Source organism: Micromonospora sp. NPDC127501 (assembly GCF_040302185.1).
GTDB lineage: Bacteria > Actinomycetota > Actinomycetes > Mycobacteriales > Micromonosporaceae > Micromonospora.
Window position 1 is genome coordinate 591982 of record NZ_JBEORJ010000002.1, and the last position, 16585, is coordinate 608566.

Genomic DNA, 16585 nt, shown 5'->3' on the forward strand with positions numbered 1-16585 from the left:
GTCAGGCCGGCTGCGTCCGCAGGTACCGGCCGAAGTGCGGGACGGTGAAGGCGACAGTGCCCCGCTCACCGGAGTAGATCAGCCCTTTCTTGATCAGCGCGTCCCGGGCCGGGGACAGACTGGCCGGCTTGCGGCCCAGGGCACGGGCGATCTCCGCCGTGGGCACCGCGGCGTCCATGTCGTCGCGGACCACCGCGCCGGACTCGCTCTCGACCGCGGACATCATGGCCATCGCCCGCATGTACTCGCGTTCGGCGGGAGTGGCCCGTTCGAACCGGGAACCGAAGAACCCGACCGCCAGTTCGGCCTCCGCCTCGGGCGCGGCGACCCGCACATCAGCGGCGGTGATCGGCGAACGTGGCGCGTGGTCCCAGGTGGCCTTGCCGTACGCCTGGACGAAGTAGGGATAGCCGCCGGACTTCTCGTAGAGCAGGTCGAGTGCCTTCTGCTCGTACTCGACCTCCTCGCGCTCGGCGGGCGCGCAGAGCGCCCGGTCTGCGGCGATCCGGTCGAGCCGGTCGATGCGCTGATAGCGGAACAACCGTTCGGAGTACGACTTGGCGGCGCTGAGCACGGCCGGCAGGTGCGGAAGGCCCGCGCCGACGACGATCAGCGGCGCGCCGAGCTGGGACAGCTCGTGGCAGGCGGCGCAGAGCGCCGACACGTCCTCCGGGCCGAGATCCTGCATCTCGTCGATGAAGATGGCGATGCCGGTGCCGACGTCGCTGGCCACGGCGGCGGCGTCACTGAACAGTTCGACCAGGTCGATCTCTATGTCGCCGGAGTCGGCCCGGCCGCTGGCGGCCGGCACGTCGATGCCGGGCTGCCACCGGTCGCGCAGCTTGGTGGCGGCACCGGCCCGGCCGGTCGGGTTGGACCGCTGGGCGAACGCCTTGAGGACGCCGAGGAACGCGTCGATGCGGTCCGGTGCGCGGTGGCGGGGGGCGAGCTCCCGGACCGCCATGTGCAGCGCGGCGGCGACCGGTCTGCGCAACGACTGGTCCGGTCGAGCCTCGATTTTGCCGCTGCCCCAGAGCCGGTTGATCGCCTGCGACCGGAGCGTGTTGAGCAGAACCGTCTTGCCGACGCCACGCAGCCCGGTGAGCATCAGACTGCGCTCGGGTCGGCCCCGGGCGATGCGCTCGAGCACGATGTCGAAGACGTCCAGCTCTCGCCCCCGCCCGGCAAGTTCGGGCGGACGCTGACCGGCGCCCGGCGCGTACGGGTTGCGGACCGGATCCACGCATCGCAGATTATCGGGCCATCTAGCTGCGAGGCTAGACATGGATAGATGGGGCTACCGGCGTGTTGAGACTGTCGACCACAAACTAGGGCTGTCTAGCGTCCACGCTAGACAGCCCTAGTTTTGGCAATCGGACCACCGGTCGGCCAGATCGGGCTAGCGCTTCCTCAGGCAGAGCACGTAGTCGAAGAGGTCGACCGAGTTGTCGTGCACGTAGTTCGCGGTCGCCTGTGGCGCGAGCGTCTCGCACCGGTCGCCATCGGTGGTCGCCGGAATTCGCAGCAGCACCTGATAGGTGTTCGGGCCGCAGGGCACCTTGCGGAGTTCCGCGTCGGTCTCACTGCCGTCGTTCACCACGCAGTCACCCCTGGCGAACTCCTCGTCCGGAGTCGGGGTGGGCGACGTCGGGGCGTCGCTGGGCAGCGCGGGTGGAACGTCCGGGGCACTCGTCGACGGGGTACGCGCCGAGTCGCTGCCAGCGTCGGCCACCTTCCAGACCGCCCATCCGGCCAGGCCGAGGCACGGACAGAGCACGAGCAGCACCACCACAGTGACGATGAGAGCGACGTTGCGGCCGGTCTTCTTCGGCGGCGCGACGGGCGGCATCCCGTAGCCGCCGGCGGGCTGCTGACCCCACGGCGCGGGTGGCTGACCCGGTATCGGCCCGGCCGGCTGACCGGACATCGGGCCCACCGGTGGGTACGGCCCGGCCGGTGGGAACGGCCCGGGTGGCGGGTAGCCCGGGCCCGAGGTGGGCGGCGGCGCCCACGACGGCGTGGTCGGCGGCTCCGGGTTGGTGGGCGGCGGCGCCCACATCGGTGCCGTCGGTGGCTCCGCGCCGGTCGGCGGCGGGCCCCACTGCTGCCGGGTCGGGTCGTCCGCTGGCGGCGGGGTGCTCCACTGGGGCACTGTCGGGTCGACCGGTGGTGAGCTGTCAGGCCCACTGGGCGGGCGCTGGTACGGATCGTCCGGCTGATCGGAACCCGCAGGTCCGTAGATCGTCATGTCATCCCCGAGGGTGGGTGGTCTCAGCGTTGCTTGAGGCAGAGGACGAAGTCGAGAGTGTCCAGCTCGCTGTCGAAGAAATACCAGTTGGTGTAGCCCTCGACCTTGCCGCACTTGGCCTCGGCGTCCCGCTCGCCGCTGGTCGGGCCGTCGATCCGGCTCAGCACCTCGTACGACTTCGCCGTACAGCCGCTGATCAGCAGCTTCGGCTTGCCGCCGGCGGTGCCGTCGTTGCGGACGCACTGGCCGACCTTCGCGAACCGGGGATCAGCCGACGACTCCGGCGCCGCCGCGCTCGGCGCGGGCTCGACCGCACCCGCGCTGGGCTCACCGGCAACGGCCGAGCTGCTCGGCGCGGCTGCCGGCGCCGGGTCGTCCTGCCCACGGCGGAACCAGAACACGCCGGCGACGGCCACCACCAGCAACACGACGGCCAGTACCGCGATCAGCGGCCCCCGACCGCGCCGCCTCGGTGCCGGATCCTCGCCGTACGGGCCGTCGGGCCGGTACGGCTGCCCGCCGTACGGCGGGGTCGGCTGGTACGAGCCGCCGTAGGGCGTGCGGGGCTCGTGGCCGTAGGGCGTGTCCGTCCCGCCACCGTAGGGCGCGCCGGGCGCTGCACCGTAGGGCGGATCGGGTGGACCGCCGTACGGCCCGGGTCGCCCCTGCGGCGCGGGCGGGTACGACGGGACCGCCGGCGGGTAGGACTCCGACGAGGGCGGGTAGGGCTGCTGCGCCGGTCGACCGGGCGTCTCGTCGGGTCTTTCCCCACGCCACGGCCCTGGGTGGCCGCTCCCCGGTTGTCCGTAGTTCGTCATGCCGCCCTCCTGCACAAGTGGTGAGAGGCCGGCCACCAAAGCGCGACGCGGACTCCGGGCCACCGTAGCGTGGTCCACTGATGAGCTCACCTCCACCGAGCACCACGGCCCTCGCCGGCCGTCGTGCCAGCAGCACGCCGACCCTGATCTGGACCGCGTTGATCGTGGTCTACGTACTCTGGGGATCGACCTATCTGGCCATCCGGATCACCGTGGAGACGGTGCCTCCGCTGCTGTCGGCCGCCCTCCGGTTCGCCGTGGCCGGCCTGGTTCTGGCGATGGTGCTGCGACTGCGTCGAGGCCCCGGCGCGCTGCGGGTGGACCGACGGCAACTCGGCTCGGCCGCGTTGGTCGGGGTGCTCCTGCTCACCGCCGGCAACGGCCTGGTGGTGCTCGCCGAATCGGGGCCGCCGGGAGTGGCGGTGCCGTCCGGGATCGCCGCGCTGCTGGTGGCCACGGTGCCGCTGCTGGTGGTGCTGTTGCGCTCGGCCACCGGGGACCGGCCGCCGATCTGGACGTTCGCCGGGGTCACCCTGGGCTTCGTCGGCCTCATCCTGCTGGTGCTGCCGGGCGGTAGTTCGGCGGCGGTGCCGCTGCTCGGGGCGTTGACAGTGGTGGCGGCGGCCACCTCCTGGTCGGTCGGGTCGTTCCTGTCCGGACGGATCCGGATGCCCGCTGACCCGTTCGTGGCCACGGTGTACGAGATGATGGCCGGCGCGCTGGTGCTGGTGGCCCTCGCCGCCGGTCGGGGCGAACTGGCCGACTTCCACCCGGCGGCGGTGAGCACCCGGTCCTGGTTGGCGCTGGGCTACCTCATGGTGGCCGGCTCGCTGGTGGCCTTCACCGCGTACGTCTGGCTGCTGCACAACGCGCCGATCTCGCTGGTGTCGACGTACGCCTACGTGAATCCGGCGGTCGCGGTGGCGCTCGGCGCGCTGCTGGTGGCCGAGCCGATCACCCCGCAGGTGCTGCTCGGCGGTGCTGTCATCGTCGCCGGGGTCGCCCTGGTGGTGACCACCGAGCGGCCGCGTCGGGCGGGCGCGGGATCACGATCAGGGGACACGCCGGCGCGCGACCGCCAGTAACGTCCGGCCCGTGTCGGCCGCCGCGCTGGTGTCGATCGCGCTGCTCGGCGCGCTGGTCGGCCTCGTCGTACCCCTGGTGTCGCGGCGCTTCGCAACGGCGGACGCCCGGCCACGGGCGATTCCACTGCCGCAGCCGGTCCGACGGCCCTGGGTCGACCCGATCGTGGCGGCCAGCGTCTTTGTCGGCCTTGCCGTCGCCGTGGGTGACGACCCGGCGCTGCCGGTCTTCCTCTCGGTCGCGGCGGTCGGTCTGGTGCTGGCGCGGGTCGACCTGGCCTGCCTGCGGCTGCCCGACCCGCTGGTGCTCGTCGCCGGGTTGCTGGGCCTCGGAGGGCTGACCACCGCCGCGCTCCTGTCCGGCACTCCCGGCCGGCTGCTCGGCGCGCTGGGAGGTGCGGCGGTCGCGGGCGCGGCGCACGTGCTGCTGGCTCTGCTGCCCGGCTCACGGCTGGGCTTCGGGGACGTGAAACTCGCCGCCGTCCTCGGCCTGCCGCTCGGCTGGTTGGGGTGGGACGCCCTGCTGGCCGGGCTGCTCCTGCCGCACGTGCTGCACGGCGGTCTGGTGCTCGGCCTGCTCGCCGCCCGAAAGGTGCACCGGAACACCCTGCTGCCCCTCGGCCCGGCCCTCCTGGCGGGCGCCTGGCTCGCCGCCCTCCTCGACTGACCGGCGCCCCGCCCCCGCCCCCGCCCCGCCCCCCGCCCCCGGCTTCGTCGATCTTGCAGTTTCTGCGCCGACATAAGGTGCAGCCCACGCACAACGACGACCGAAAGTGCAAGATCGACGGGGCGTGGGCGTGGGGCGTGGGGGCCGGGGGCCGGGGGTCAGATCAGGCGGAGTTGGCGGTCCTTGGGGCGGCGGGGTTCGGCTTCGCCGAAGCGTTCGAAGAGGCCGGGGTCGATGGTGCCGAGGAACGGCGAAGGTGCACACTCGCGCTCGGTGCCGTGCCGGGTGCGGCGGGCGGCGTGAGTGACGTAGAGCCGGTCCTGAGCCCGGGTCAGGCCGACGAAGAAGAGTCGGCGCTCCTCGGCGACGGCGTCCTCGTCGGGCGTCGAGCCCGGCCAGCGCAACGGCAACAGCCCGTCCTCGACACCGACCAGGAAGACCACCGGGAACTCCAGGCCCTTCGCGGCGTGCAGGGTGAGCAGCGTGACCGCCTCGGCACGCGGGTCGAGCGCGTCCACCTCCGCGCCGGTGGCCAACTGCGACAGGAAGGCCTCCAGGTCGTCACCGCAGCGTCGGGCCAGCGGGGTCAGCAGGTCCACTGCCGAGCGGACGTCCTCGGGACGGACCGTGCCACCCGCGCCGTCCAGGGTGGGCACGGCGAACCGCTCGGCGACCACCTGACCGGCCAGCCGCACCCGGGCGGCCAGTGAGCCGGCCAGACCGTCGGCGTGCCGTAGCTCGCGGGCGATGGCCGCCACCCCGGGCCGGTCCCGCAGCCGGTCGTGGGAACGCTTCTGCACGGGGATGTTCGCCCGGGTCAGGGCGTCCACGATCGGGGCGGCCTGCGCGTCGGTGCGGTACAGCACGGCGATGTCGGAGAACGACAGCGAGGTGGACCGGCCGTCGATGCGGCCCGAGTCCAGCGAACGGTGCGACAGCCCGCCGACCAGATCGTCGACGGTACGCACCACGAAGTCGGCCTCCTCGGTCACGGACGCCGCCGGGTAGCGCCCGACCAGCGGAGCCTCCGGATCGAGCCGGGCCGGGTCCAGTCGTCGACCCCGGACCAGCGAGGACGGCGCGATGGCCTGCACGGCGGCGGCCAGGATCGGGGCCGACGAGCGGTAGTTGCGGTTGAGCCGGACCAGTCGGGCGTCGGTGAAGTCCTCCGAGAAGCGCAGGAAGTAGCCGACGTCGGCGCCCCGGAACGAGTAGATGGCCTGGTCCGGGTCGCCGATCGCGCAGAGGTTGCCGTCGGCGGGGCTGAGCAGCCGCAGCAGCTCGTACTGCACCTCGTCGACGTCCTGGTACTCGTCGACGAAGATCCACCGCCAGCGGTCCCGGTACCGTTCGACCAACTTCCGGTCGGCCCGCAGCAGCTCCACCGGCAGGGTCACCAGTTCGTCCAGGTCGACCAGGTCCTGCTTGCGCAGCAGCGACACGTACGCGGCGCTGTCGTCGCCGGCCTCGGTGCGGGCCGCCGCCCGCTCGGCGTCGTCGGCGATCCGGAAGTCGGCCGGGAGACCCGCCGCGCCGGCGTTCTCCCGCAGGATGGTCAACCCCAACGCGTGGAACGTACCCACCGTGACGTCCTCGGCGACCGGGCCGAGCAGGCCGTCGAGCCGGTGCCGCAGCTCCTCGGCGGCCCGGCGGGTGAACGTGATCGCGAGGCAGTGCTCGGGAAAGACGTTCAGCTCCGCGCAGAGGTACGCGATCCGGTGGGTGAGCGTCCTGGTCTTGCCGGTGCCCGGACCGGCCACGATGAGCAGCGGACCGCCGGGTGCGGAGGCGGCCACCCGCTGCATGGCGTCCAGTCGGTCCAGCAGGCCGGTGCCTACCTCCTCCATGCCGGAGAGCATCGGCTCGAACGGCTCGTGCGGAGACGGCGGCGACGCGATCGGCGGCGCGGGCGCCGGGACCGGCTTCCGCTTCGGCTCCGCCTTCGCCGCCGCCGGGCGCTTGGCCGGGACCCGGGGGGCCGACTCCGCGGGTCGTCGCTGCGCCGGCACCGGTACGTCGAACAGCGTCTCCTGCGCGCCCAACTCGGCCCTGTCGAAGAGCGTGATCACGCCGTACTCGCCGTCGTAACCGGGCACCCGGCGGACGTCGCCGCGCCGCAGCCGCCCGATGCCCTCCGCGAGCAGCTCACCACCGGCCTGCGCGATCTCGGTCAGCGGCGTCGTGGTCAGGATCTCCAGCTCGGGGCCGAGCGCGGCCAGCAGCTCGTTGAGCCGCCCCTCGACCTTCTTCGACCGGGCGCCCACCTTGTTGATCTCACCGAGGATCTCGGCCAGCGGCACCAGGTGGGTGACGTCCCGGGCGTGCGCCGGCCGGTGCCCGTCCGGGCGGTCCGCCAACTCCTCGATCCGGCTGAGGACGCCCACGGTGAGGGGCTTGCCGCACTCGGGGCAGCGCCCGCCGGCGGCCCGGGTGCGCTCCGGAGACCAGTTGACCCCACACAGCCGGTGCCCGTCCGCGTGGTACTTGCCCTCCTCCGGGAAGAACTCGATCGTGCCGGCCAGGCCGTCACCGGTACGCAGCGCCTCCCGAACGGCGAAGTAGTCGCGTTCGACGGTCAGCACGGTCGCCTCCCGGCCGAGCGCCGGCGGCGAGTGGGCGTCCGAGTTGGACACCAGTTGGTAGCCGTCCAGGCTGCCGACCCGCCAGTTCATGGCGGGGTCGGAGGAGAGCCCGGTCTCCACGGCGAAGATGTGCTCGGCCAGGTCGGCGTAGCAGTCCGCGATCGCGTCGAAGCCGGACTTCGAGCCCAGCGCGGAGAACCAGGGGGTCCAGATGTGTGCCGGCACCAGGTAGCCGTCCGGGCTGGCCTCCAGGGTGATCTCCAGCAGGTCGCGGGAGTCCAGTCCGAGGATCGGCCGGCCGTCGGAGCTGAGGTTGCCGATCCGGCCCAGCGCGGTGTTGAACCGGGCCACCGCGTCCAGATCCGGCAGGTAGATCAGGTGGTGCACCTTGCGGGTCCGGTCGTCCCGCTTGTAGATGGTGGAGATCTCCACGCTCAGCATGAAACGGACCGGGTCCGCCTCCGCGGTCTGCGCGAGCCGCGGTGGCAGCCGACGGGCGACGTCCCGTTCCGCCTCCGGGTCGAGCCGGTAGAGCCCCGGCTCGGCCGGGCGCAGCGTCTCCCGCAGGTGGTCGTACCAGGCGGGGTGGGTGAAGTCGCCGGTGCCGAGCAGGCCGATGCCCTTACGCCGGGCCCACCACGCGAGGTTCGGCAGGGTGAGGTCACGGCTGCACGCGCGCGAGTACTTCGAGTGGATGTGCAGGTCCGCGACGAATGGCGGTAGGCCACCGGGGGGTACGGCGCTGAACGGGGGCACGCCGCATCCTGTCACGCCCGCCGCGCCGGCCACCGGCCGCCACGCGCGGACGTGACCTCCGCTATGCCGAGCGCAGCTCGACCAGAGTGATCTGCGGCTCCGCGCCGACCCGGACCGGCGGACCCCAGAAACCGGCGCCGTTGGTCACGTAGACCTTGGTGCCGTCGACCTCACCCAGCCCGCTGACCACGGGCTGTTCGAGTCGAACGGCCAGGTTGAACGGCACCATCTGCCCGCCATGGGTGTGCCCGGACAGTTGGAGGTCGACGCCGTACGTGGCTGCCTCCACGGCGGCCGCAGGCTGGTGCGCGAGCAGGATCACGGGTCGGCTCGGGTCGCGGTCACCGAGGGCGGCGGCGAAGTCCGGCCCGGCGGCGAGGCCGGTACCGGTGCCGGACAGGTCGTTCACGCCGGCCAGGTCGAGCACGCCGCCCCGGGCCTGGATCTCCTGCCGCCGGTTCTGCAGCACCCGCAGACCGAGCCGGTCGACCTCCTGGACCCACTCCTCCACGCCGGAGTAGTACTCGTGGTTGCCGGTGACGAAGAAGCTGCCGTAGCGGGAGCGCAGGTCGCGCAGCGGCGCGGCGGCCGAGCCGAGCTCGGCCACGGACCCGTCGACCAGGTCACCGACGACCGCGACGATGTCCGCGTCGAGCCGGTTGATCGCGGCGACGATCCGCTCGGTGTGCGCCCGGCCGCGCAGCGGGCCGAGGTGGATGTCGGAGACGGTGGCGATGCGCAGGCCGTCCATGCTGCGGGGGAGTTTGGTCAGCGGGATCCGCACCCGGTCGAGCTGGGGCGGGCCGAGTGCCGTGCGGATGCCGTAGCCGGTGACGCCGGTGGCGGTGAGGCCGGCGAAGATGGCCGCCCCACGGGCCAGCAGCAACCGACGGGACGGGTCGTGGTCCGGTGCCGCCACGGCGCCGGCTGCCGGTGGCTCGGTCGGCCCGGCGGCACCGACCAGCACCGGCTCGGGCGCGGCGGTGGTGGGCTCCGCGGCAACCACCCGGCGACGCAGCACCAGCCGGGTCACCAGCATCGGGACTTCCAGCACGACCAGTACGACCAGCAGGTAGAACATCAGCGCGAGCCACAGGTAGCCCGGCCAGGCGAGCCAGTAGAGCCCGGCCTGCGTTCCGGCGAGGGTGACCGGCACGAGCAGGGCCAGCACCAGGGCGGCGATGCCGCCGACGCGTCGCCAACGGCCCGGCGTGGTGGTGTCCCGAACGAGCCGCTTCCACAGGTAGAGGTGGATGAGACCGGTGACCAGCGCCAGGACAGCCACGAACCCCAGAACCGCCATCATGTGTGCGCCTCCCTCAGCCGCCCGCGAACGGGGGCAGGACATCGATCGTGGCCCCGGCCGGTAGGGGTGCCTGACGATCATGACAGGTGACGCCGTTCACGAGGAAACTCGCTACCCGCAGCACCCCGGCGAGCCGGTCGCCGTGGCGTTGGGTCAGCTCGGCCGTGAGGTCGTCGAGTGACCGCCCGCCGGGGATGGCCTCCTCGGCGCGGCCGGCGGCGGCGCGGGCGCCGGCGAAGTAGCGGATCGTCAGCTGTGGCCCCTCCACGCTCAGCCTCCGATCGCTGACATCGGGCGCGTCGGCTGGAGGAAGGTGGGGTCGTCGATGCCGTGCCCGGCGCGCTTGCCCCACATCGCGGTACGCCAGCGCCGGGCCAACTCGTCGTCGTCCGCGCCGGTGCGCAGCGCGGCGCGCAGGTCCGATTCTTCGGTGGCGAAGAGGCAGGCGCGGACCTGACCGTCGGCGGTCAGTCGGGTGCGGTCGCAGTCCCCGCAGAAGGGGCGGGTGACGCTGGCGATCACACCGACCCGGGCGGGGCCTCCGTCGACAAGCCAGGTCTCCGCCGGTGCCGCGCCGCGCTCGGCCGGGTCGGGGCTGAGATCGAAGACGGTACGCAGCGACGCCAGGATCTCCTCGGCGGTGACCATGGTGTCGCGGGCCCATCCGTGCTGGGCGTCCAACGGCATCTGCTCGATGATCCGTAGCTGGTAGTCGTGATCGAGGGCGAAGCGGAGCAGCGCCGGCGCCTCGTCCTCGTTGACACCCCGCATCAACACCGAATTGATCTTCACGGGGTTGAGCCCGGCGGCCGCTGCCCCGGCGAGCCCAGCCAGCACCGCGTCGAGGCGGGGGCGGCGGGTGAGCTTGGTGAACCGGTCCGGGTCCAGGGTGTCCAGTGAGACGTTCACCCGGTCCAGGCCGGCCGCCCGCAACGCCGGGGCCAGTCGGTCCAGGCCGATGCCGTTGGTGGTCAGCGAGACCCGGGGGCGGGGTTCGAGGGCGGCGACGGCCGTCACGATGTCGACCAGCCCGGGTCGGATCAGCGGCTCACCGCCGGTGAACCGCACCTCGGTCACGCCGAGCAGCTCGACAGCCACCCGGACCAGCCGGACGATCTCCTCGTCGGACAGCAGTTCGGGGCCGGCCAGCCAGGGGAGACCTTCCGCCGGCATGCAGTAGGTGCAGCGCAGGTTGCACTTGTCGGTGAGGGACACGCGCAGGTCCCGGGCGACACGGCCGTACCGGTCGACGAGGACGCCGTCGGTCCCCGGGGCGACGCTCACCTGTCGACCGTAGCGCGCTCGGCCCGGCTCAGGACGCCACGGGCGGTCTCGACGACCACATCTCGGAAGCTGACGCCGAAGAGCGCGGTGTGCACGAGCAGCAGATGCAGCTGATGCACCGGCACACGGTCACGCCAGCCGTCCGGTAGTGGCCAACTCTCCTGGTAGGCGGCCAGCACCCGATCCAGGTGGGGGATGCCGCCGAAGAGGGCGAGCTGGGCGAGATCCGTTTCCCGGTGCCCACCGTGCGCTGCCGGGTCGACGAGCCAGGCCCGGTCGTCGGCCCCCCACAGCACGTTGCCCGGCCACAGGTCGCCGTGGATGCGCGCGGGCGGCTCGTCGCCGCCGAGACCGTCGAGGCGACCGATCACCTGCTCGACCAGAGCGGCATCGGTGTTGGTCAGCGCGCCACCGTCGACCGAGCGTCGCAGGTAGGGGGCGAGGCGCCGCTCGGCGAACCAGGTCGACCAGCGCCCGCCGGTGGGGGTGTTGTCCTGTGGGAGCGAGCCGATGAACCCGGGCCAGGTGGCACCGAAGGCGGTCGCGCCCGCCCGGTGCAGCGCGGCCAACTCCCGGCCGAAGCGCTCCGCGGCCTCCGGCGTCGGTTCGCCGGGCTCCACCCAGTCGAGCGCCAGCAGCTCCGGCAGCACCACGATCACCTCGGGTACGCCGACCGCGCCCGCCTCCCGCAGCCAGCGCAGGCCGGCGGCCTCGGCGGCGAAGAAGCCCTCCGGCGGCGGTCGGTCGGCACCTTCCGGCCAGGACTTGGCGAAGACGGAGTGGCCGTCGTCGAGGGTGAGCCGGGCGGCAGCGCAGATGTTTCCACCGGCGACCGGCGTCTCCCGGAGCCGCTGGTGGGTCCGGAAGGTCGGGAGGTGTGCCGGATGCGCGCGCAGGTACGCCAGGTCCATCAGCGCACGGTAACCGCTCCTTACGACAGCCAGGTGTCGCCCGACGACATCGGCGCTCTTTCCGCACCCATAGGTGTGGCGTGAGCAGGGAAAACACGTTCGGTAACTGTGGATAAGTCGCGTATCGTCCACAGGGGTGGCAGGCCCCGGTACGCCAGCCGCAGGCTTCCGACATGACCTCGACCGAACGCCCTCAGCTCGCCGTCCGCTCACCCGCCGACCTGATCGCCGCTGTGCCGTACCTGCTCGGTTTTCATCCCACCGACAGCGTGGTCGCCGTGGCGCTGGTCGGCCGACAGATCGTCTTCGCCGCCCGCGCGGACCTGCCCGACCCGACCGAGCTGGGCGGATTGGCCGCGCACCTGGCTGGCGTGATCCGCCGGCAGGGCGCGGAGGCCGCCACCGTGGTGGGTTACGGGCAACCGGAGCGGGTCACCCCGGCCGTGGACGCGGTGCGCGACGCGCTGAACGACTTCGGGCTGCACGTGCTCGACGCGCTGCGGGTGACCGACGGCCGCTGGTGGTCCTATCTCTGCACCGAGCCCGACTGCTGCCCGCCCGAGGGTCGCCGCTACGACCCGACCGCCAATCGGCTGACCGCCTCGGCGGTCTTCGCCGGTCAGGTCGCACTCCCCGACCGGGCCGCCCTGGTGGCGCAGGTGGCACCTGTGGACGGCCCGGCGCAGGAGGCGGCCCGCGCGGCCACCGGCCGGGCCGAGCAGAGGCTGGCCGAGCTGATCGAGCAGGCACCCGAGAGTGACCTGCTCGGGGCGCGGGCGCTGCGTGCCGCCGGGGTGGCGGCGGTGCGCGAGGCCCAGCGCCGGCAGCGGCGTGGAGAGCGGCTCGACGACGACGAGGTGGCCTGGTTGAGCCTGCTGATGACCCACCTGCCGGTCCGCGATCACGCGTGGGAACGCACCGACGGCCGGGACCGCGACATCGCCCTCTGGACCGACGTGCTGCGCCGCGCCGCGCCGGAGGTGACCGCCGCGCCGGGTGCGCTGCTGGCGTTCGCCGCCTGGCGCGCCGGGCAGGGCGCGTTGGCGGCGGTCGCGCTCGAACGCACGCTGGGCCTGCACCCCGACTACTCACTCGCCCTGCTGCTGGACGACCTGCTCCGGCGGGGCGTGCCGCCGGCCGAGCTGGACGGCTGGCCGTCGGTCGGGATCCCCGGCGTCATCCGGCCCCGCAGACGGAGCCGACGTGGCCGCCGCTGAGGTACCCCACCGTCGGCGCGGTAATACCGTTGGTGCTACCGACGTTGATAGGCTGGCGGACGTGACAGTGAAGCGCTCCGTGAGCCTCCCCGACGACGTCGCGGACTGGCTCGACCAGCAGCCCAACGTCTCGGCTGCCATCACCGCGGCGGTACGGGTGCAGATGGCCCGCGCGCACCTCGACGAGGTGCTGCGGCGAGCCGGCATCGAGGTGACCGAGGCGGGCAGGGCGCGATGGCGGGAGCGCCTGGCGACGCCCATTCCGGCAGACGCTCTGGCCGAGGGGCGCCGAATGTTGGGACGTGCCGGATGAGCGATCAGATCGCGGTCGTGTTCGACGCGTCGGCGTTGACGGCCTACCTCGAGGGCAACGTCTCGGTGGGGGAGTTGATGCTGGAGGTCGCCGACGAGGGTCGGCAGGTGGCTGTCCCCGCGACCTGCCTGGCTGTCGCCTTCGCGAGCGTGGCCGACGAGATCGATGCCGCGCTGCTGGCCCTGATGATGACCGCCCCGATGATCCGACTGCTGCCGCTCGACGCCGAGGACGTGGGCGACACCGGCAAGCTGGCCCGCACCGCGGCCGGAGACATCTCGTTCGGCCAGGCCGCCCGTGCGGCACTCACCCACGAGGCGCACTACGCGACAGTGCAACCCAAGGTGGCGGCGAAGGTGCTCCCCACCAACTGGAGCATCCTCGACCTGGCGTGACGGGTCCTCGGGCGATGCGTCCGTCGAAGGATGTACGCGTTGCTCCTGTCCAGGGCCGACGCGGACGGGTCACCGCCGCCGGAGAATGATCTCGTGGCCGTTCTCCCCGTTGGTACGACATGACCCCCGAGTTGCTGCTGTCGCTGGCCGGGCTGGCGTTGATCGACAGCACCAGCATCGGCACCCTCTTCATCCCGGTCTGGTTGTTGCTCGCCCCCGGGCCGGTCAACGTCCGGCGGATCCTGGGCTACCTCGCCACCATCGCGGTGTTCTACCTCGCGGTCGGGCTGCTGCTGGTCTGGGGCGGCAGTGCGCTGGGCGACGCGCTGGGCGGCGCCCTGGACAACCGGGGCGTCCTCTGGGCGCAACTCGTCCTGGGCGTGGCAATGCTGGCGCTCAGCTTCCGCTACGACGGCAAGCGGCGTCCCCGTACCGGTGGTGTGTTGCGGTGGCGGGACCGGGCCGCCGCCGGAGATTCCTCCGCCCGCTGGTTGGTCGGGCTCGCGCTGCTCGCCGCGCTTGCCGAGGTGGCGACCATGCTTCCGTACCTCGGTGCGGTGGGTCTGCTGGCCACATCGGGGGTGGGAGCGGCGAGCGTGGTGGCGCTGCTCACCGGGTACTGCCTGGTCATGGTGCTGCCGGCGGTGTTGTTGCTGGGTGCCAGGGTGGCCCGCCCACGACTGGTCGAGCCGGTCCTGGCCCGCCTGAACACCTGGATCGTCACGAAGGCGGGCAACGCGTTGGGGTGGATCCTCGGCATCGCCGGTTTCCTGATCGCCCGTGATGCCGCCGCACGGCTGGCCCTGTTCGACCTGATCGACCGGATCGGTCGCTGACCGGCCGCTCGGGTCAGGCTGGCTGCTCCACGGTGATGCGATGCGGCCCGGTGTAGACGTTCATGGTCCTCCCGCGCAGGAAGCCGACAAGCGTCATCCCCGCCTCGTCGGCCAGTTCCGCGGCGAGGGTGCTCGGGGCGGACACCGCGGCCAGCAGCGGCAACCCCGCCATCCACGCCTTCTGGGTGAGTTCGAAGCTGGCCCGTCCGGAGACCAGCAGCAGGTGCCCGGCGAGCGGCAGCCGGCGTTCCCGCACGGCCCAGCCGATCACCTTGTCCACGGCGTTGTGCCGGCCCACGTCCTCCCGGAGCACCACCAGCTCACCGTCGGGGGTGAACAGGCCCGCCGCGTGCAGCCCGCCGGTCCGATCGAAGCCGCGCTGGGCGGCGCGCAACCGGTCGGGCAGCTCGGCGAGCAGCGTGGCCGGGACGCTGAGGGGGTCCGCCGCGACCGGGAAGAGCGACCGGGTGCGTACCGCGTCGATGCTGGCCTTGCCGCAGACCCCGCAGGAGCTGGTCGTGTAGAAGTTCCGGGACGGGTCGGTGGTCGGTTCCGGTACGCCGGGGGCGAGCACCACGTCCACCACGTTGTACGTGTTCGGCGTCTCCGCGCCGGCGCAGAGTTGCGCGGTCAACACGTCGTCGGTGGACCGGATCAGCCCCTCCGTCAGCAGGAACCCGATGGCCAGGTCCAGATCGTCGCCGGGGGTACGCATGGTGACGGCGAGCGGCCGGCGTCGGCCGGGGCCGGCCGCGCCGACCCGGATCTCCAGCGGTTCCTCCACGGCGAGCGTGTCCGGTCGGCGGACCGATCCGCGTCCGGCGGTCGCCGCGTCCAGGTCGATCCGGAGTACGCCCCGTCGATCAGTTGCCCGTCCCATCCCGCCATCCTCCACCCCAGGCCGGCACACCCGCACGACCACCGGCCATCGGGCACCCGCGAGCACCGGCCCGACCGAGCGGGGCCGGACCAGGCGCCGCCCAACCCGACCACCCCGCCCCGCCCACCCCCACCCCGCCCGCGCGCGTTGATCATGGAGTTGTCCGCGCGTGTCGTCATTGTGTCGAGCGACAACCCCATGATCACCGAGGCGAGGCGAGGCGGGGCGAGGCGGAGGCGGGGGCGAGGCGAGGGGTGGGCCGGACCGAGCGTCGGCACGGCTACGGTGGCCGAATGGGGACGTACGCCGCCGTGGTGCTCGCGGGCGGGGCCGCCCGACGGATGGGCGGTCTCGACAAGCCCGCGCTTCCGGTCGCCGGCCGGCCGATGCGTGACCGGGTGCTCGCCGCCGTCAGCGACGCGACGCCGCGGGTGCTGGTCGGTGCGGCGGCTGCCGTGCCGGCGGGTGTGCGGGTCGTCCGGGAGGACCCGCCCGGCGGAGGGCCGGTCGCCGCGGCGGCGGCCGGTCTGGCACTGCTGGATCCCGACGTCCGCGTGGTCGCGTTGCTCGCCGCCGACCTGCCGCTGCTCACCCGGGCCGCTGTCGGTGAACTGCTGACCCACCTCGACCGGGAGACCCCCGACACCGCACCGCCGGGCGACAGCGGCTCTGCTCCCGCACCGCCGGGCGACAGCGGCTCTGCTCCCGCACCGCCGGCCCGCAGCGGCCTCGACGGCGAGCCGGGACCGGACGGAGTGTGCTTCGTGGACGGGGACGGGCGGCGGCAGTCGCTCTGCGGTGTCTGGCGGGTCGCCGCGCTGCGGGCAGCGGTGCACCGGCTGACGGTCGAGCGGGGCGGAAGTCTGTCCGGAGCCCCGGTCCGGGCGTTGCTGGCCGGTCTCGTCGTGCGGGAGGTGGCCTGGTCCGGCGAGGGCCCGCCGCCGTGGTTCGACTGCGACACTGACGAGGACGTACGCCGGGCGGAGGAGTGGGCGCGATGACGGTGATGGACGACTGGGTCACGGCGGTGTGCGCCGAGTTGGGTCTGGACCCGGCCGCGGTGCCGGTGCCGGCGGTGCTGGATCTGGCCCGGGACGTCGCCCACCAGGTGCTGCGTCCGGGTGCGCCGGTCACCGCGTACCTCTTCGGGTTGGCGGTTGGCCAAGGCGCGGAGCCGGCGGACGCCGCGGCCCGGCTCAGCGCGCTGGCGGGCGCCTGGCCGGTCGAGCTGGGCGCCGAACCCGCGGACCCGACGGCCCTCTGACCGCCGGTGTCCGATCCCGGTCCGGG

Annotated in this window: 16 protein-coding genes and 1 pseudogene; 8 read left to right on the plus strand and 9 right to left on the minus strand. The window is 73.1% G+C overall.

From position 1 onward, the window contains the following. Position 1 precedes the first annotated feature (1 nt). The 3 genes and pseudogenes from ABTW72_RS06730 to ABTW72_RS06740 form a co-directional block, all read right to left on the minus strand. A complete protein-coding gene (locus ABTW72_RS06730) occupies positions 2–1243 on the minus strand; it encodes a DUF8462 domain-containing protein (RefSeq protein WP_350855137.1) in 1242 nt (413 codons plus the stop codon). A gap of 156 nt (positions 1244–1399) precedes the next feature. Continuing rightward, complete coding sequence (locus ABTW72_RS06735; protein WP_350855462.1) at positions 1400–1849, minus strand: LppU/SCO3897 family protein; 450 nt, start codon at positions 1847–1849, stop codon at positions 1400–1402. A gap of 422 nt (positions 1850–2271) precedes the next feature. After that, positions 2272–2757 (minus strand): annotated as a pseudogene (locus ABTW72_RS06740) (LppU/SCO3897 family protein); the annotation flags it as partial. 389 nt (positions 2758–3146) lie between these two features. On the opposite strand from ABTW72_RS06740, the gene ABTW72_RS06745 reads away from it, so the two are divergent. Both ABTW72_RS06745 and ABTW72_RS06750 read left to right on the plus strand, forming a co-directional pair. After that, positions 3147–4151 (plus strand): EamA family transporter, encoded by a 1005-nt coding sequence (locus ABTW72_RS06745; protein WP_350855139.1) that lies wholly within the window; start codon positions 3147–3149, stop codon positions 4149–4151. 10 nt (positions 4152–4161) lie between these two features. Continuing rightward, complete coding sequence (locus ABTW72_RS06750; RefSeq protein WP_350855141.1) at positions 4162–4815, plus strand: prepilin peptidase; 654 nt, start codon at positions 4162–4164, stop codon at positions 4813–4815. Between the two features lie 158 nt (positions 4816–4973). Here ABTW72_RS06750 and ABTW72_RS06755 read toward each other — a convergent pair whose 3' ends face one another. The 5 genes from ABTW72_RS06755 to ABTW72_RS06775 form a co-directional block, all read right to left on the minus strand. Then, complete coding sequence (locus ABTW72_RS06755) at positions 4974–8153, minus strand: UvrD-helicase domain-containing protein (protein WP_350855143.1); 3180 nt, start codon at positions 8151–8153, stop codon at positions 4974–4976. Between the two features lie 61 nt (positions 8154–8214). Beyond that, positions 8215–9459 carry a metallophosphoesterase gene (locus ABTW72_RS06760; RefSeq protein ID WP_350855146.1) on the minus strand — a complete coding sequence of 415 codons (1245 nt, stop codon included), beginning with the start codon at positions 9457–9459 and terminating at the stop codon, positions 8215–8217. A 13-nt stretch (positions 9460–9472) separates the two neighbouring features. Further along, the gene (locus ABTW72_RS06765) at positions 9473–9727 is read right to left on the minus strand and encodes a MoaD/ThiS family protein (RefSeq protein WP_350855148.1); all 255 of its coding nucleotides are present in this window, start codon (positions 9725–9727) and stop codon (positions 9473–9475) included. Positions 9728–9729: 2 nt separating this feature from the next. After that, on the minus strand, positions 9730–10743 hold the full coding sequence (gene moaA, locus ABTW72_RS06770; RefSeq protein WP_350855151.1) for a GTP 3',8-cyclase MoaA: 1014 nt from the start codon (positions 10741–10743) through the stop codon (positions 9730–9732). Further along, positions 10740–11654 (minus strand): fructosamine kinase family protein, encoded by a 915-nt coding sequence (locus ABTW72_RS06775; RefSeq protein ID WP_350855154.1) that lies wholly within the window; start codon positions 11652–11654, stop codon positions 10740–10742. Before ABTW72_RS06775 ends, moaA begins: the two co-directional genes overlap by 4 nt. A 173-nt stretch (positions 11655–11827) precedes the next feature. Between ABTW72_RS06775 and ABTW72_RS06780 the strand changes: the two genes are divergently transcribed. From ABTW72_RS06780 to ABTW72_RS06795, 4 genes are all read left to right on the plus strand, one after another. After that, a complete protein-coding gene (locus ABTW72_RS06780; RefSeq protein ID WP_350855157.1) occupies positions 11828–12871 on the plus strand; it encodes a DUF4192 domain-containing protein in 1044 nt (347 codons plus the stop codon). A gap of 61 nt (positions 12872–12932) precedes the next feature. After that, positions 12933–13184, plus strand: coding sequence for a hypothetical protein (locus ABTW72_RS06785; protein WP_112675347.1), 252 nt, complete (start codon positions 12933–12935; stop codon positions 13182–13184). Next, positions 13181–13579 carry a hypothetical protein gene (locus ABTW72_RS06790; protein WP_350855160.1) on the plus strand — a complete coding sequence of 133 codons (399 nt, stop codon included), beginning with the start codon at positions 13181–13183 and terminating at the stop codon, positions 13577–13579. Before ABTW72_RS06785 ends, ABTW72_RS06790 begins: the two co-directional genes overlap by 4 nt. 119 nt (positions 13580–13698) lie before the next feature. After that, the gene (locus ABTW72_RS06795) at positions 13699–14415 is read left to right on the plus strand and encodes a GAP family protein (protein ID WP_350855162.1); all 717 of its coding nucleotides are present in this window, start codon (positions 13699–13701) and stop codon (positions 14413–14415) included. Positions 14416–14428: 13 nt separating this feature from the next. Here ABTW72_RS06795 and fdhD read toward each other — a convergent pair whose 3' ends face one another. Beyond that, on the minus strand, positions 14429–15295 hold the full coding sequence (gene fdhD / locus ABTW72_RS06800) for a formate dehydrogenase accessory sulfurtransferase FdhD (RefSeq protein WP_112583884.1): 867 nt from the start codon (positions 15293–15295) through the stop codon (positions 14429–14431). A 293-nt stretch (positions 15296–15588) separates the two neighbouring features. Here fdhD and ABTW72_RS06805 point away from each other — a divergent pair, with 293 nt between their 5' ends. Together ABTW72_RS06805 and ABTW72_RS06810 are read left to right on the plus strand one after the other, a co-directional pair. After that, a complete protein-coding gene (locus ABTW72_RS06805; RefSeq protein WP_350855164.1) occupies positions 15589–16296 on the plus strand; it encodes an NTP transferase domain-containing protein in 708 nt (235 codons plus the stop codon). Continuing rightward, the gene (locus ABTW72_RS06810; RefSeq protein ID WP_350855165.1) at positions 16293–16559 is read left to right on the plus strand and encodes a DUF6457 domain-containing protein; all 267 of its coding nucleotides are present in this window, start codon (positions 16293–16295) and stop codon (positions 16557–16559) included. Before ABTW72_RS06805 ends, ABTW72_RS06810 begins: the two co-directional genes overlap by 4 nt. Positions 16560–16585: the final 26 nt, after the last annotated feature.

Coding starts and splice junctions, on each gene's coding strand:
- ABTW72_RS06775 (WP_350855154.1), bottom strand. CDS start 11,654: ATGGACCTGGCGTACCTGCGCGCGCATCCGGCACACCTCCCGACCTTC.
- ABTW72_RS06795 (WP_350855162.1), top strand. CDS start 13,699: ATGACCCCCGAGTTGCTGCTGTCGCTGGCCGGGCTGGCGTTGATCGAC.
- fdhD (WP_112583884.1), bottom strand. CDS start 15,295: ATGGGACGGGCAACTGATCGACGGGGCGTACTCCGGATCGACCTGGAC.
- ABTW72_RS06790 (WP_350855160.1), top strand. CDS start 13,181: ATGAGCGATCAGATCGCGGTCGTGTTCGACGCGTCGGCGTTGACGGCC.
- ABTW72_RS06805 (WP_350855164.1), top strand. CDS start 15,589: ATGGGGACGTACGCCGCCGTGGTGCTCGCGGGCGGGGCCGCCCGACGG.
- ABTW72_RS06780 (WP_350855157.1), top strand. CDS start 11,828: ATGACCTCGACCGAACGCCCTCAGCTCGCCGTCCGCTCACCCGCCGAC.
- ABTW72_RS06735 (WP_350855462.1), bottom strand. CDS start 1,849: ATGCCGCCCGTCGCGCCGCCGAAGAAGACCGGCCGCAACGTCGCTCTC.
- ABTW72_RS06810 (WP_350855165.1), top strand. CDS start 16,293: ATGACGGTGATGGACGACTGGGTCACGGCGGTGTGCGCCGAGTTGGGT.
- ABTW72_RS06745 (WP_350855139.1), top strand. CDS start 3,147: ATGAGCTCACCTCCACCGAGCACCACGGCCCTCGCCGGCCGTCGTGCC.
- ABTW72_RS06760 (WP_350855146.1), bottom strand. CDS start 9,459: ATGATGGCGGTTCTGGGGTTCGTGGCTGTCCTGGCGCTGGTCACCGGT.